Source organism: Bacillus sp. MMSF_3353 (assembly GCF_030733445.1).
GTDB classification, from domain to species: Bacteria; Bacillota; Bacilli; order Bacillales; family Bacillaceae_G; genus Bacillus_A; species Bacillus_A wiedmannii.
The window spans coordinates 1-15,210 of sequence record NZ_JASHJA010000020.1 but is presented as its reverse complement, the minus strand read 5'-3'; the positions used below and the strand labels follow the sequence as shown (position 1 = coordinate 15,210).

9 protein-coding genes are annotated in these 15,210 nt (G+C 30.8%); 1 reads left to right on the top strand and 8 read right to left on the bottom strand.

What is annotated here, in order from left to right:
* Positions 1–119: 119 nt before the first annotated feature.
* From RBB48_RS24550 to RBB48_RS24525, 6 genes are all read right to left on the bottom strand, one after another.
* A complete protein-coding gene (locus RBB48_RS24550) occupies positions 120–1,232 on the bottom strand; it encodes a TIGR04053 family radical SAM/SPASM domain-containing protein (protein ID WP_306008209.1) in 1,113 nt (370 codons plus the stop codon).
* Positions 1,233–1,450: 218 nt separating this feature from the next.
* Positions 1,451–1,612, bottom strand: a complete 162-nt coding sequence (locus RBB48_RS24545; protein WP_080451699.1) for an aspartyl-phosphate phosphatase Spo0E family protein — start codon at positions 1,610–1,612, stop codon at positions 1,451–1,453.
* A 180-nt stretch (positions 1,613–1,792) separates the two neighbouring features.
* Positions 1,793–4,390 carry a bifunctional acetaldehyde-CoA/alcohol dehydrogenase gene (adhE, locus tag RBB48_RS24540; protein ID WP_306008234.1) on the bottom strand — a complete coding sequence of 866 codons (2,598 nt, stop codon included), beginning with the start codon at positions 4,388–4,390 and terminating at the stop codon, positions 1,793–1,795.
* 251 nt (positions 4,391–4,641) lie between these two features.
* Entirely contained in the window at positions 4,642–4,950 is a 309-nt protein-coding gene (locus tag RBB48_RS24535; protein ID WP_306008208.1) for a hypothetical protein, read from the bottom strand.
* A gap of 1,121 nt (positions 4,951–6,071) precedes the next feature.
* On the bottom strand, positions 6,072–7,763 hold the full coding sequence (locus tag RBB48_RS24530; protein WP_306008207.1) for a hypothetical protein: 1,692 nt from the start codon (positions 7,761–7,763) through the stop codon (positions 6,072–6,074).
* Positions 7,764–8,654: 891 nt separating this feature from the next.
* Positions 8,655–8,786, bottom strand: coding sequence for a hypothetical protein (locus RBB48_RS24525; protein ID WP_003310549.1), 132 nt, complete (start codon positions 8,784–8,786; stop codon positions 8,655–8,657).
* A gap of 79 nt (positions 8,787–8,865) precedes the next feature.
* Between RBB48_RS24525 and RBB48_RS24520 the strand changes: the two genes are divergently transcribed.
* On the top strand, positions 8,866–10,533 hold the full coding sequence (locus tag RBB48_RS24520) for a helix-turn-helix domain-containing protein (protein WP_306008206.1): 1,668 nt from the start codon (positions 8,866–8,868) through the stop codon (positions 10,531–10,533).
* 70 nt (positions 10,534–10,603) lie between these two features.
* Here RBB48_RS24520 and RBB48_RS24515 read toward each other — a convergent pair whose 3' ends face one another.
* The gene (locus RBB48_RS24515; protein WP_061660634.1) at positions 10,604–11,041 is read right to left on the bottom strand and encodes a hypothetical protein; all 438 of its coding nucleotides are present in this window, start codon (positions 11,039–11,041) and stop codon (positions 10,604–10,606) included.
* Position 11,042: 1 nt separating this feature from the next.
* Positions 11,043–12,230 (bottom strand): ParM/StbA family protein, encoded by a 1,188-nt coding sequence (locus RBB48_RS24510; protein WP_306008205.1) that lies wholly within the window; start codon positions 12,228–12,230, stop codon positions 11,043–11,045.
* Positions 12,231–15,210 lie beyond the last annotated feature (2,980 nt).

Here is a 15,210-nt window from a genome sequence, read left to right as displayed (position 1 = left end):
TCCTTGCTCTTTTTCGATTATTAGTCATCACTAATCCAATATTTATGAGCAGAAAGTATCTGCTCATAAATATTGGAAATATACAATAAAAAAAATTATAAAAAAGGACATGCTCAATTCTAACATTTTTTTTGCAATGCTTTTGGAACATATACACAAAAAGGTTCGCTTTCCATGTAATCCCCCGTCATCGCAAATGCCCTAGAACGAGATCCCCCACAAACATATCGAAACTCACAAACACCGCATTTTCCTTTATAATTGTCTGGATTACGAAGACTTTGAAAAACAGGCGAGTTTCGATAAATTTCAGCTATCGGTGTTGATTTAATATTCCCGGTTTTAATAGGCAATAGCCCACTTGGGTATACATCTCCAATATGAGAAATAAATACAACTCCATTTCCATCATTTACTCCTTTTGGAGCGCGTCCAAATCCATTAATTCCGTCCATGATCCCTTCCATCAGTACATCTCTATATTGAATAATTTGATCTATTTTTTTAATTCCCTTCATTTTTTCTTGAAGAACAACGCGTCTATAGTGCTGAGCAGCAGTGGTTTTTATATCAAAAGAAACAGTTCTGCTTAGCTGGTATAGCCAGCGGAACACTCTTTCATGTTGAATTGGTGAAATCATATCTTTCTCTTTACCACGTCCTGTTGGGACTAAGAAAAATACACTCCACAACACACAACCTAATTCTTCTACTAAAATTGCCATATCTTTAAGTACACTCAAATTATAATTAGAAACAACTGTATTGACTTGAATAGGGATTTTTAATTCATTTAAATGATGAATTGCATCCATTGTTAATTTAAATGACCCCTCTGTTCCTCTAAAATGATCGTGTACTTCAGCTGTTGGTCCATCTATACTAAATGCCCATCTAGCAATCCCAACATCTTTTGCTTTTTTAATCGCTTCTTTAGTAACTTTTGGAGTAGCACTGGGTGTCATGGAAACCCGAATACCTTTCTTCACCGCGTATTCAGCAATATCATATATATCCGAACGCATTAATGGATCCCCACCAGTAAAAACCAGCATCGGATTATCCATTTCATATATATCATCAATTAGTTTTTTTCCTTCTTCTAATGTTAACTCAAAAGGATCACGATAATACTGAGCTTCAGCACGACAATGTAGACATTTTAATTTACATGCTCTTGTTAACTCCCATATTACAATAAATGGGTTTTTATTATAATCACGATTTATCAAAAAGAAAGCCTCCCATCAACTTACATACTATATTGTAAAATTATATGTGCATTTATGTTGTGAGATTTATCACGCATAAGTTTTTAGCAATTAAAAATCCCTCACCAAAACAAATAAAATTAAGATAAAAAAGCACTCACCTATAAGTAGGAGAGCGCTTTTTATTTTAAAAATATCTTAAATATTTATATTTTATATCTTTTTTATATAAATTTAATTTACTTATTATTTCTATTAGATTTCATCAAATCATTTAGTAATAAATCTAATTCTCTACTATAACAAATTACCTTTTCATGAGTGAATCCATACTGCTTAACAAGCGATATTAATTCTTCTTTTTTTTCAATTACTTGATTTAACTTCTTATAATTAGACATAGTTTTTGTACAATCCCGTCTTACCTACATACAGGTCATCTAGGCAGCATTTTTGTTAGATGCTCTATTTAGAACACAGCTCTTTATAATATTTATTTCCCCTTAACACCCATATACAATATATTTACAAATATCAAATACAAAATCTATGAACTAAAAAAGTTATACCTACTTAACTTATTACACACCTTTATATGCTTGTTTATATACTTCTTTTAATTCTGAAATCAATGGAAGTTTCGGATTTGCTGGTGTACATTGATCTTCAAATGCTCTTTCCGATAAGACATCCACAACATTTTCAAATGCTTCTTGTTTTACTCCTTGTCCTGCAATACTCATATTAATATTCAATTCTTTTCCAAGGCTGCTAATTGCTTGTACCAGAGATTCTACCCCTTCTTCTACTGTACTTGCTGGCAGCCCCAATGTTCTTGCAATATATGCATAACGTTCATCTGCCACAAAATGCTCATATTTTGGGAACAATGCATGTTTTCTCGGCTTAATAGCATTATAGCGAATTACATGCGGCATTAAGATTGCGTTAGCGCGTCCATGTGGAATGTGAAATTCTGGTCCAAGCTTATGTGCCAAACTATGATTAATACCAAGAAATGCATTTGCAAAAGCCATACCTGCAATTGCAGAAGCATTATGCATTTTCTCACGTGCTTCTTCATCATTTCCATTTTTATATGCTCTCGGTAAATATTTAAATACGAGATCAATGGCTTTTAAGGCCAATCCATCTGTATAGTCATTTGCCATAATAGACACGTATGCTTCAATTGCATGTGTTAATACATCCATTCCAGTGTCTGCTGTTACATGAGGTGGCACTGTCATTACAAACTGTGGATCAATAATCGCTACATCTGGTGTTAATTCATAATCAGCAAGTGGATATTTTATATTATTTTTTTTATCTGTAATAACCGCGAATGGTGTCACTTCTGATCCCGTTCCTGATGTTGTTGGAATCGCAACAAATTGTGCTTTTTGCCCTAGTGTTGGAAATTTACATGTACGTTTTCTAATATCTAAAAACTTTTGTTTGATTCCAAAGAATTTTGTTTCTGGATATTCATAAAATAGCCACATTCCTTTTGCTGCATCCATTGCTGAACCTCCGCCCAATGCAATAATTACATCAGGTTTGAAGCTTCTCATCATCTCAGCACCCTTGAATACTGTTTCATCTGATGGATCTGGTTCTACCTCTGAGAAAACACCTACTTTTACATCATTTAAATGCTGTTGTAAGTAATGTGTAACTGTGTCCACATATCCCAGGTCTACCATTCCTGGATCCGTTACAATGAATGCTCGTGAAATGTTTGGCATCTTAGCTAAATATTGTGTCGCATGTTTTTCAAAAAAAACCTTAGGTGGTAATTTGAACCATTGCATATTATTTTTTCTATTCGCCAAACGCTTTACATTTATTAAATGTGTAGCTGTTACGTTTTGAGAAACAGAATTTTTACCGTATGAACCACAACCTAATGTTAAAGATGGAATAAATGCGTTATATATATCACCAATCCCACCTTGTGCTGATGGTGAATTTACAATAAGGCGACAAGCTTTCATTCTTAAACCAAATTGTTTTTGTACTTCTTTATTTGTAGAATGAATAACCGCTGAATGCCCTAAGCCACCTAAATTTAACATTTCTTCACAATATTTAAATCCTTCTTCTTGTGAATTTGCTTTGATACAAGCTAATACTGGGCTCAATTTTTCACGTGATAGTGGATATTCTGCACCCACTCCCTTAATTTCAGCTACAAGTATTTTTGTATCTTCTGGTACCTTAATGCCTACTAATGATGCAATATAATGTGCTGATTTCCCAACGATATCACTATTTACTGCACATGTATTTTCATTAATAACAAGCTTCTCTAGTTTTATTCTCTCTTCTTCGGTAACAAAATAACAATTGTTGTCTTGCATTTCTTTTTTTACACTATTATAGATTTCTTTATCTACAATGATTGCTTGTTCAGAAGCACAAATCATACCATTATCAAATGTTTTTGATAAAATTAAATCATTTACAGCTCGTTTTACATGTGCTGATTTCTCTAAATAACAAGGTACATTCCCAGGTCCTACCCCTAAGGCCGGTTTCCCTGTAGAATATGCTGATTTCACCATTCCAGCACCCCCGGTTGCAAGAACAAGTGCAACCCCCTCATGGTTCATTAATCTTTTTGTTGCCTCAACAGAAGGTTTTTCGATCCATTGAATGCAATTCTCCGGTGCCCCTGCCTTAATTGCAGCATCTCTTAAAATTTTAGCCGCTGCAACAGAGCATCGCTGAGCAGATGGATGAAAAGCAAAAATAATTGGGTTTCTTGTTTTCATTGCGATTATTGCTTTAAACATAGTAGTAGAAGTAGGATTCGTTACTGGTGTCACACCAGCGACTACACCTACTGGTTCGGCAATTTCAATGACTTCTTCATGTGGATCTTCATGAATAATTCCTACAGTCTTATCTTTTTTTATGCTATGCCAAATATATTCAGTCGCAAATATATTTTTTGTACATTTATCCTCATACACGCCTCGACCAGTTTCCTCAACCGCCATTTTTGCTAATGGCATATGTTGATCTAATCCAGATAGTGCCATTTCATGAACAATATGATCTACTTGCTCTTGCGTATAAGATTCTAGTGCTTTTAGAGCTTCTTTTCCATTTTCAACTAAAGTATTAACAACTTCTTGTACTTCATTTTCATCTTTAATTACTACGTTGACCATTGCTTGTACTTCTTTTTCGTCTGTCTTGTTTGTCATATTAAAGCCTCCAGATCACTATAAAAATAGATTTAAAATGTTGGAACTTATTTTTTTCATCTTGCCTATTAAGTAAAAGCTTAAAACATGTGAAGTATTTCACAAATAATAATGTGAAATTTTCAACTACTCCTACTATACATGAAATGACTATTTTTTATTGTGTATTTTTTGTGAAGTATTTCACAAATTTTTATAATAATTCTAATCAATAATTACTTATTTACACAATCAATATATACAATTACATTCTCAGTTGTATTATTTCTCAATTCAATGTACACCTCAGCATTGAAGTACAATATTTGTTGATGCCTTAATATCTCAATTTCATTATCAATTATAACCATTGTTTCACCGAAAACTGCATACATACATATATCCTTGTTCAAATATTTTGGTATGACAACATTACCTGACGGGTTAATGAAAAAAAATGATGGAAATGTACTTTCAGTCTTATTAATAATTGTTTTGAATACCTCATCATTTAATCCCATAGGTGTTACATTTTTTAGTTGCATAAATATCACTCCTATTCATGTATGAAAAATTAAATAAAGTATAATAAATATATACTCTACTCTTACAAACTTATAGCTAGGATCTCGACTTTGCCTATAAGTTTATAACTATTAATTTCCTAAAGCAACAGTAATTCATCTCCTTTTAAAGGGCTATTAATTTGTTATAGTACGTAAATCTCTTTGTTCTGATAACTTTACTAAAGAAGATATTTAACACTTATATGTAATTTTATCTAGTATTATTTAATGTGTATAGTAATTAGAAATTTTTATTAATAAATTTTAAAAACATTAGTATATATAATGTAAATTATTTTTTTATTTAAAAATATATTGTTTGTCCCCAGTCTCTCTAAAATATTCCCCCTTTTCTTAAAATCTTTTATAAATATATATCTTATATATATTAAAAATATAAAGATAAAACTTATATAGGTTCATAAAATATAGAATAAAGCTTGCTATGACAATGTTTTTAACATGCCCTACTGTAAAAAATCATAAATGGTATGTAATGGGAGTGTAAAAATAGACTTTGTTGTACACTCCTTTCTACATAAAATCATAAAATAATATCACTATTCCTACATAAAAAATGAAGGAAAATAATTCATCTATGAGTATATTTATTCATTCGCAAATAAGAAGACATTCTCGATATTTGTCCCCAATTTGTAGTCATTTGTACACAATCTATACACAATGATCATTATTTAATCCACTTAATTCAGTTATTCATATTTAATCACATAAAACTTGATGAATTTTAGTAGATTTATTTATAGAATCCTTTTATAGCAACAATAGTATGATATTTGTATTCACAAATGATACTTTTTATAAACATATCCACTAAAAATTTAATTTTTCTTATGATTTTATGTAGGGTAAAATCTCTATTTATATAGGTATTGGATATCTTTTCAAGTTACTATTGTGGAAATTAAGAATGATGAATAACTTTTATTGTATAGAAGTGCATAAAAAAAGACTCTATTTTCAATAGAATCTTTTAGAAAAGTATATAAATGTATCTAATAGAAAGACTTTGAATGATAGAGCCAACACGAATAGCCCTCTACTTTGATTTTTTTTCAAATATAGAGAGCTGAAAATGATTACATTTCTTCCATTACTTTTAATACCTGTTCAGTTGATGTTACTTGAATTCCAGCACGTATCAGCTGTTCCAAGGCACGTATAAAAGTAATTAAATTTATGCTACCAGGTACTTCAATTACCCTTAGCTTTTCTTTTGGTAATTTATCTATCTTTTCAATGAACAATTCACGTACATCACTAGGAATAAAGCGTTCTTTATGTCCTTTTATTTTTAGAAGTTCACGCATTTCTATTTCTAAAGCCATATAAGCATTTAGATTTGCACCTTGTTCATAAGCGTATTTTCTAAATAATGTTTCTTCTTGATATCTTAGATAATTACGATGGTAAGATTCCTCTGTAACAGGTACGGCAAATTTGTTCTTTAATAACTCAAATGTTTTACGGAACAGCTTCTTGATGCTTCGGCGAGAGTACATAGAGAAATGCAATCCGAAATCAAATATAGCTTGTTCTTTTTGTTTTGCTGGTACGTGCTGTGTAATAAGAGGATAAATCCCTTCTTTAGCTGCGGTATCAAGAATATGATACTGTGATGTTTGATTTAATAATTTTTTCAGTGTATACACTAACTTACTTGGATATTTTTCAGTGCGATCAATCATGTCACGCAAACTATGTATTACACTACGAATTTGTCGATGACAGGTATTTTTAAGTACATGAATAAATTTATTCATGTCTCGTGTAAATTCCCCAATATGCATTTCTTGTAGTGTAGATTCAATAAATCGGGCTTTACGGGCATACGTAACCTTTGGAGTAAAAGGATCACGATACTGTAGTTCGCCTGATTCTTTTCCACATAAGAAGTCTGAATGAATAGATAAAAATAAAGTCGTGTATTTTTTCTTGTTTTGAACCCCTTTTTGTAGTTTGCAGATTTTGAATAGTGGAGTTCCTGTACAAGGCAATACAGTCGTTAGTTCTTTCATAACTGCACGAATTTGATGTGGATACTTCTTATGTAGAAAGCGGTACATCCCACCAAAGTGAGTCTTATTACCTCTTTCATCCTGTGTGTTTAAAGAACGTTTTAATGTAGTTTCTCTATGCTGTTGCATAGCAATATCTAAGAATAGCTTCTTAGATGCTATTGAAAGTTCAAAGAAAGCCTTTGTAAAGACTACAGGACTAATGTAAACATAAGGATTTGCTTTTTCTGTTTCTTCATTCATAAAATGAGTTATTTTAATTGTGTATCGACTATCTAATTCATTTTCAATCGTAATAATGTTATGTAGGCTTAATTTTCTTAATGCAATATAGAATTGAGAATGCTGTATACATGCCAATTCTTCTTTGTATTGTTTATAGTCTTCCCAAAGCATATGTACTGTTACGTTTGGAATAATACCATTCGTATAGCATTTTTTATGTAGATAAAGGAATACTTCAAGATCTGCATTTGTAATACCGTACAATTTATGTTTTCTTCCCATTGTCTTTGAAATAGTATGACGTGAAAAAGATGGTTTTGCCTGTGCAACAAATCCATCGATATCCGCAATACGTTCTTCATACGACATTTGATTAATAATATCTTCAAGGTATGTATCTTTATAGCTATAGTATTTTCCTTCCAATGCATCAACAAGTGCTTGCCAAGATTTTAATGTAACTATAACCGCATTAGTAGATTGTCCATTTAGACTACGTTGATTACGAATAACAAATGATTTGCTCATCTTTTTCACCTCCTATACAAATTAAAATATACATATCCGTACAATATAAAATATACCGATTTTAATTATAGCAAATCAAAATTTGATGAAATGGGTCCCTTTAAGAGCAAACATGAAAAAATGAAATGTACGTTAATCCCTTTCATACCAAGGGGTTTCGGATTTTGTTCTATTTTTTTTATGGACATGATATCACTATGGATTTTCATGTTCCGAATAAATAAGAAAGTGAGTTGTAAAATGCTAATAAACGTTGTTCTAATGGGGTTGGAAGCTTATTTTCACAAAAATATAAGGGACATGATAGGGCTGTGGATTTTCATATTTCTATTTATTATAATTTACATGAAAATCGTCAATAAACATTGATGTTAAAGGGATTTATATGAAATTTGGTATTTATAAAAGGAACGTGATACCGCTAGGAGTGATTCATCTTTTCAGATAGAAAGGGACATGATACCGCTATGAATTTTCATGTTCTATAATTCCCTGAAATTTGAGAAGATGTTGTATAAATGCATGATATATAAGGGATTTAAGAAGATTTATTAAACATGAAAGGGACATGATACCGCTATAAATTTTCTTGTTTCATACCTTGAATATAGAAGAAACCCTTTTGTATCAAGGGTAGAAAAGATTACGGAAAAAATATATAGTTTAATTTCATGGAACATTTAAGACTGGATTTTTTCATGTTTTAGTCAAAAGGGACATGATACCGCTATAAATTTTCACTTTGTATGCAAGCTTTAAGGAGTATTACCATATATGCAATGAAACTTTTAAAACATGAATAACCTTGCTTTTTCATGTTTAATCAAAAGGGACATGATATCGCAAAAGAATTTCATGTTTCAGCTAATTCCTTGAAAAATATTAGGTTTCTTATAACGTCTTACCTTTTCCAAATGGATACAGTCTTGTATAATCAGTAAAAGAAGTGGTTATAAGCATACGTGCTAAATTATCACTAAGGGATGGTTGGATAGAACTTACTGTATTCTTTTTTATTTTCATGAATAGGAACATCATAAGGCTATATAGATTTAAGTTTAAATCATTCTCAATTGTAAATTAAATAAGGAGAAGGATGTATATGGATAATGTTCTACAATTGTTTAAAGATGCATTAGTAATATCAGCACCTATCTATAAACATAATGAACAATTGTGGTATAAATGGAATGCTTATTACTTAGAAGTTAAAGAAGATACTAGTAGGATCGTAACTTCGGACTATTTTTCCCCATCATTTTCAATGCTTGTACAGTGGCTTGAACAGCAGCAAAAAAAGGGAATCTCCTCTTTGGAAATATTCACTAACATAGAAACTTACCAAATTGAAATTGATGTGGCGATAGGATTATTTGTGGAGCAAGAGTTTTCAAGAACTAACAATGAAACCTTGCAGGAACCAAAGGAATCTAATACAGGTTTAGAGCACGATAATTATTATGAAGTAAATAATTCTGCGGTTTATTATAAATTAAGAGATGGTATAGCAAAGAATCAATTTGAAGAAGATGAAAATACAAAGTTGAAATCTTATCCAATTGAAACGAAAGATAGTAGTGGAGTTGCACAACTTTCTTCACATAAAGATGAAGATTTAAGATTAATAAATATTGAAGAAGCCGCTCGTTGGAATACATTGGTTGATGGTGTAATGAGTAATATGGATGATTTAACTGCTGACTGTCTAGATGCAATTACTATCCAATGGTTAAATGAGGCAAAGTCCCCTGATGAATTCATAGACTTTTCATATAATCAGGTATTAGAAATGTGTAGCATACCTAAAGCAAAGGCTAATAACACAGAATATTATCGAGCAGAAGATAAAATAAAGGTTGCCAAACGTATTGCCGCCTTAGCAAGTATTTTTATCTATTTAAATGATGATAATGAGGTAGTTGTATTAAATGATCGAGCTGAAGCAGGTAAACATTATGAAGTAAAGCGAGAAGTTATTAAGAGGCTTTTTGTATTAGATTCTGTGGTACTCTGGAGAGATAATAACACTAACGAATATATGGGGATAGAATCTTGCAGGATTAAGCCAGGGAGCTTCTTATCAAGTTATTTATATGGTTCTAGTAGTACAACGGCACTGTTATCAAAAAAAGCGTTGGAATATAATAGTTATAGACATAAATATCATAAGAGATTGATTCGTTATTTAACTTGGCAATGGAGAATTCGTCAAATGTTCTCTAGTTTAAAAAGGCCTTACTCTATAGGAGGAGATAAGGGATTACTGGCAGTCATGGGTGTAAATCAAAATCAAAAACCAAATCGTATTCGTGAACAGTTAGAAAATGTTCTTATTGATTTAGAGAAGGAAAAGGTAATATCACATTGGGAGTACAGTGAAGATTTAAAAGAGGAAATGTTAACAAAGAAGAATTGGTTTAAGAACTATTATGCTCAGTTAGGCATAATAATTTTACCGCCGAAAGAATTAATGAATTCAATAGAAAAAATAGTGAAGAAAAAAACAGTAGATATCATACAAGAAGAGCCTCCTGTGAAAATAGAAAATAACAATTCAGATGTTGATGAGTATGAAAATTCAATTAGAGAAAAAATATCATTCTTCCATGTGAATAAAAATATTACAATGCGAGATCTATCAAAAGAAATAGGTATATCACAACCTACCCTTTCTAGGTTCTATAATAAGAAAACAAAACGCCTTTCAGGCACGGCTAAAGATAAATTAAATCAGTGGTATAAAAGACAAATTATTATTGATAAGATGTAGAAAAAGCTTAAATCCATGATAAAAAAGAGTCCCTGAAATAGGGACTCTTTTTTATCATGGATTTATAACGTTAGTTACCAAATAAATTGGCTGTATCCAGGTCTTCATATTCATCTTTTAGTACCGCTTTTTCAGCTGTTGATTCATTTTCTATATGTGTATCTTTAGAAGTAGAATTCTTTTCATTAGATGAAATTATTCTATTTGAATCGGCTACCTCTTCTTCATTTGCTTGGCTTTCTTTTTGAATAGTAAGGTTTGAATTATTTAAAAGTATACGCTTAACATCATTTAAAAAGTCTTTATCTTGAAGTAAAATTTCTTTTTGCATTTGTTGCTGTATCTTATAATCAGCCACGTCTTGTAATCCGTGTTTATCAATAAAATAGCAAACAAGTTTATACAAAGAATCGGCTATATTGCTTTGTGACTCGAACCATTTAAAGAATTCTTCATTCTCAATCTTCTTGAGGTTCCAGAAGAAGGACTCTCTTTTTTTGTCGGACATACTATTTCACCTTTTTTCGAGAAAGAATTTTCTTGATAATTTGCATCCCCTTAGCATTCATATCTACAGCGTATTTCTCTGGAATCCACAATAAGTACATTCCAACTCGCTCACAATACTCTAATAATTGATTATATAATTCATCTTTAAAAGTAATACTTCCCCCACCATACACACATAAAACTTCAGCTTCACTGGCTGTATTGTTTACATATTTTTCATCTGTATCTTCTAGGATTAGTTCAGCTTGTTCCACTTTTGTAATATTAAAGTGGGTTGTTGCCTCTTCATGGTATTTATGATCTATATCTTGAAGAATCTGAGAGAATTGTTGGCGTTTAATGTTTGTGCCACGTTCTTGATTTAATAATTTTACAGCTTCTTCCGTAGCATGGCCGACACCGCGTCTTTCACCGCTACAAGCATCAATTACTGGATTTACGCCCACTGTGTAGATATACTCAGTTGTTCCATCCCCAATATCAGAATGTAGAATCTTTTTGTTTTTAAAGAAAGAGCCGTCAATTGTATTGATTTCAAGTTTTTTTGCATATAGTTTAGTGAAATCAGTAAACATCTCCTCTTCCCCTTCAAGAATTGCAAATAACGGAGGAACACCCTCTTGTGTAATGTTTGCACTATTAAATGTTAAGCTAACCGTTACCTGCTCTTCTCCTACATAAACCACTACAACATGATTTGAATTAGTAAAACGTTGTTCTAAATGTTTAGCGTTTACGGGTGTCCATTGGCTTGCTGGGATAGCTGAAATAAGGTCAACAGTCACATTGATTGATTGTGGCAGTTGTTCTGTTCGTTCCCATTCAAGTTGAACTGATTTGTTTGCGATTAATCCTAGCATATTAATTAGTGGTAAATCATCATTGTATTTTTGACCGACTTTAATGTTCATGTTTTTAGGGTTTTTGCCTGTTAACATCGCACGATTTCCAATGAAATACATCCCGGATCTTCGAATTGATTTACTAGCAATATTCACGAACATATTATCTACTAAATTAACTACGTTTTTTTGGATGTTTGTCTCTGTAACATTAGGCATTGAGTAAACACTTTGATATACATTTTTCATTTTTATGTATTCACCATTGATGTAACCTTTAAATGAATCGTTCCCAATATCACCTTCTATGTCTATATGAAGAGTTTTGCCTTTTAAACTTGCCATTATACATCACCTCTATGAAATTTATTTCTAATTTATATCTAATAAATATATTATAACCTATAAAACCTTTAACAACAAGGGTTTTATAAGGTTTATGAATATAAAATATAGTTAAAATATAAAATGGATATAAAATAAATATAAATTAGATACTAAATCAAGATGAGTTGGGTTATTTCAGGACATTTCTGGCCCTTTGTATTTTTTAGATATATATTAGATATCTAAAAAAAATCAATAAAATATAAAAGGCGTTATTGGTGGGAGGAATACGTTTGTCGAAGATGCCTTTTAAAATATCATGTTGTTTCTATGGTTTACGGATAGCCTATTGATGATATATTTTGGGGATCCAAGGGATATCTAGTGGAATGAGGTATACATTTTAATCAGGAGAAAGAAAATTAGAATGCAAATAAGATTAATTACGAATATGACTTAAACATACTTGAATAGTTAAAATGGTTAGCCGAATAAACGTTATAAAGGTGTTATTTCAGTGTTTGATATTATGTGAACGCTAGGCGTTATTAATGCGTTAAACCCCCTCTATATCAATGATTTCAATGTTTTTTATAAACCAATAGCTGATAAAAGAAATGAGATTGGAAGATTAGATGTTTTTTGGTGTAGTAACGCATTGAAAGACGGTTTTAAACTGAGTTCTTTATTTATAAGTTTGTTTTTGGCTATTTTGATGATAATTATAACCAAAAGACTAAAAAAGTAGTATGCAAATTAACCCTCTACATATCAAGTGTAACATATACAACAAAAATACATACTCAAGGTATTTTTGTTGTATATGTTCTATTTGTATCTGCAGCACTCCTTTAAAAGAATAGAGAATCTATGAAATTTGATTTGAATATAAAAAATGAACAGGATTAATTACAGATTTATATATATTTGCTAAACAAACGTTATTATGGTGTTTATCTGGCGAACTTAGCAGATGAACACCAGGCGTTTTTAAAGCGTTAAACACTGTAATAGCAACATTTAAAGGTGGTTTTAAAGAGAAAAGGGTTTACGTAATGATAAAACCTATACAAACTATTTTTCTTATTATTGAACTCGAAAAATAGTTTGTATAGGCTGGCTGTAAAGAATTTCAATTGAAGTATTTCTATAAAAAAAATCATATAGATATCAAAGTAGTCTCTACATACTTACTTAGGTCATAGTGGCAATATAAAGCTATGTTGAAAAGGTGTTTTTTAGGAGATCAATTGGTAACATACTTTGAAAAATAAAACTTCGTTCTAAAGCAACTAATATAATATGATTTAGGATTGGGTTATATATCTAGGTTGTTGATTGGTTTGCATACTTTTACTGTTTATAGTAGGAATGTAGTAATTGATTCTCCGTGAACGCTATGCGTTCACGGAGAATCGCAGGAATGCTGGCTTAAAGTTTAAAAGTAAGATATTTAAATAGATAATGAAAAACCTTTATTGCTCTTGTTTTATTTTTGAAATTAGCTCTAAATTTTTATGGCAAGACACCAAATTTTTTAACCAAATCTTATATTTTTTCGGATTATACATTTAAGTTTCTTAAGCTACATTAAATACAATAGTTTTATTATATGAACGTTTTAGAAGTGTTATTTAGGCGTTGTTATTTTGTAATGGGGCCTTCTTGATTCAATTTTTAGTTGTATATTTATATATTAATTAATTCGTTTTTTTTTGATGGTTAGAGCAGAAAGTTTGGCCAATAGATAGCAATCTTAGTCCGGAGAGAAGTACGATGGGTATAAGCATATGTTTTTTGAAGTGAATGACTCTAGTCCAAACAAAATAAAATTTTGCACAAGAAACAAACGAATGGGAATATGATTATAATAGGTGATCAAACAAAAATATCTATAATCTATAGTGGAACGCTGTTTGCAAAGCCTATGACTTAGTACGACTGTTAGATGATACATAAAAGAATTAATGAAAATTGGTACTTCTGTTGAGAATGATGTGGGATTAGGAATTAAAGAAGTTTTTTATTTATAAAAAAGCTAAATTTGTTCGAACAGTAGAAACTAGCTAACAAAAACAAAACCTATTCTTTTCAGAAGAACGAATGATACTTTGAACTGGAATATCTCATAATAGATATATTAATCAAGGATTAACTAAAAAAATAAATCTATTCATTTCTAGCTTTACAATATAATTATAAAGAAATAGAAAAATTCTATAATGGGATTTATGAGTGTAACGAAAGTTACTATCACACATTGAGGGTTTCGTGAACGTTATAAAAACGGTGATGAAACCCTCGGAAAATATTTTTAACACTACTAACTATTTTTTGTATAGAATGTATTTAATATGAGAATACTATTAATGTGAAACTGTGACCTCTTAACAATATTGCGATCTATTTAATATATGAGATTACTGTTTTATCCTGTTTTTCACAATTTCGTCAAGCATGGGATGATAGTTTACAATTGCAATGAGTTTTCTGCAACCAACATCCTATCTTAAGAATTCATAAAAAGCAATATCTACAATTATATGATAACAAGCCAAGCATTTTGGCTTACGTCAATCGGCATACACCTGCCACTTTCACATTTTTGAGGAAGTAGTTCTTTGTCAGAGATTGATAAAATTCATGCAATAATTTTGAGAATGCTACTATTAAGCAACTATGCTTTTAAATGATGTTACCAAATCGAAGACGTTATAAATTTAAATTATTAATCCTAATTATAATCTATAAAGGTTAAGTGGATATTTTAATGTATCGGGATTCTTGGAGAATTTAAACATTATCAAAGTGTTATTTTAGTGTTTATTTTCACGTGAACGCTATCCGTTATTTTACCGACTAATCCCGTAACTACAACGTTAGGAGTTGTTTAAAGAGAGTTACTCCTAACAGGCGTATGAATAAATAAAATAATTATTCATATGATGTTTAGTTCCTTTTAAATGATAAAAATAAAATATGTCTATACATAAATTAT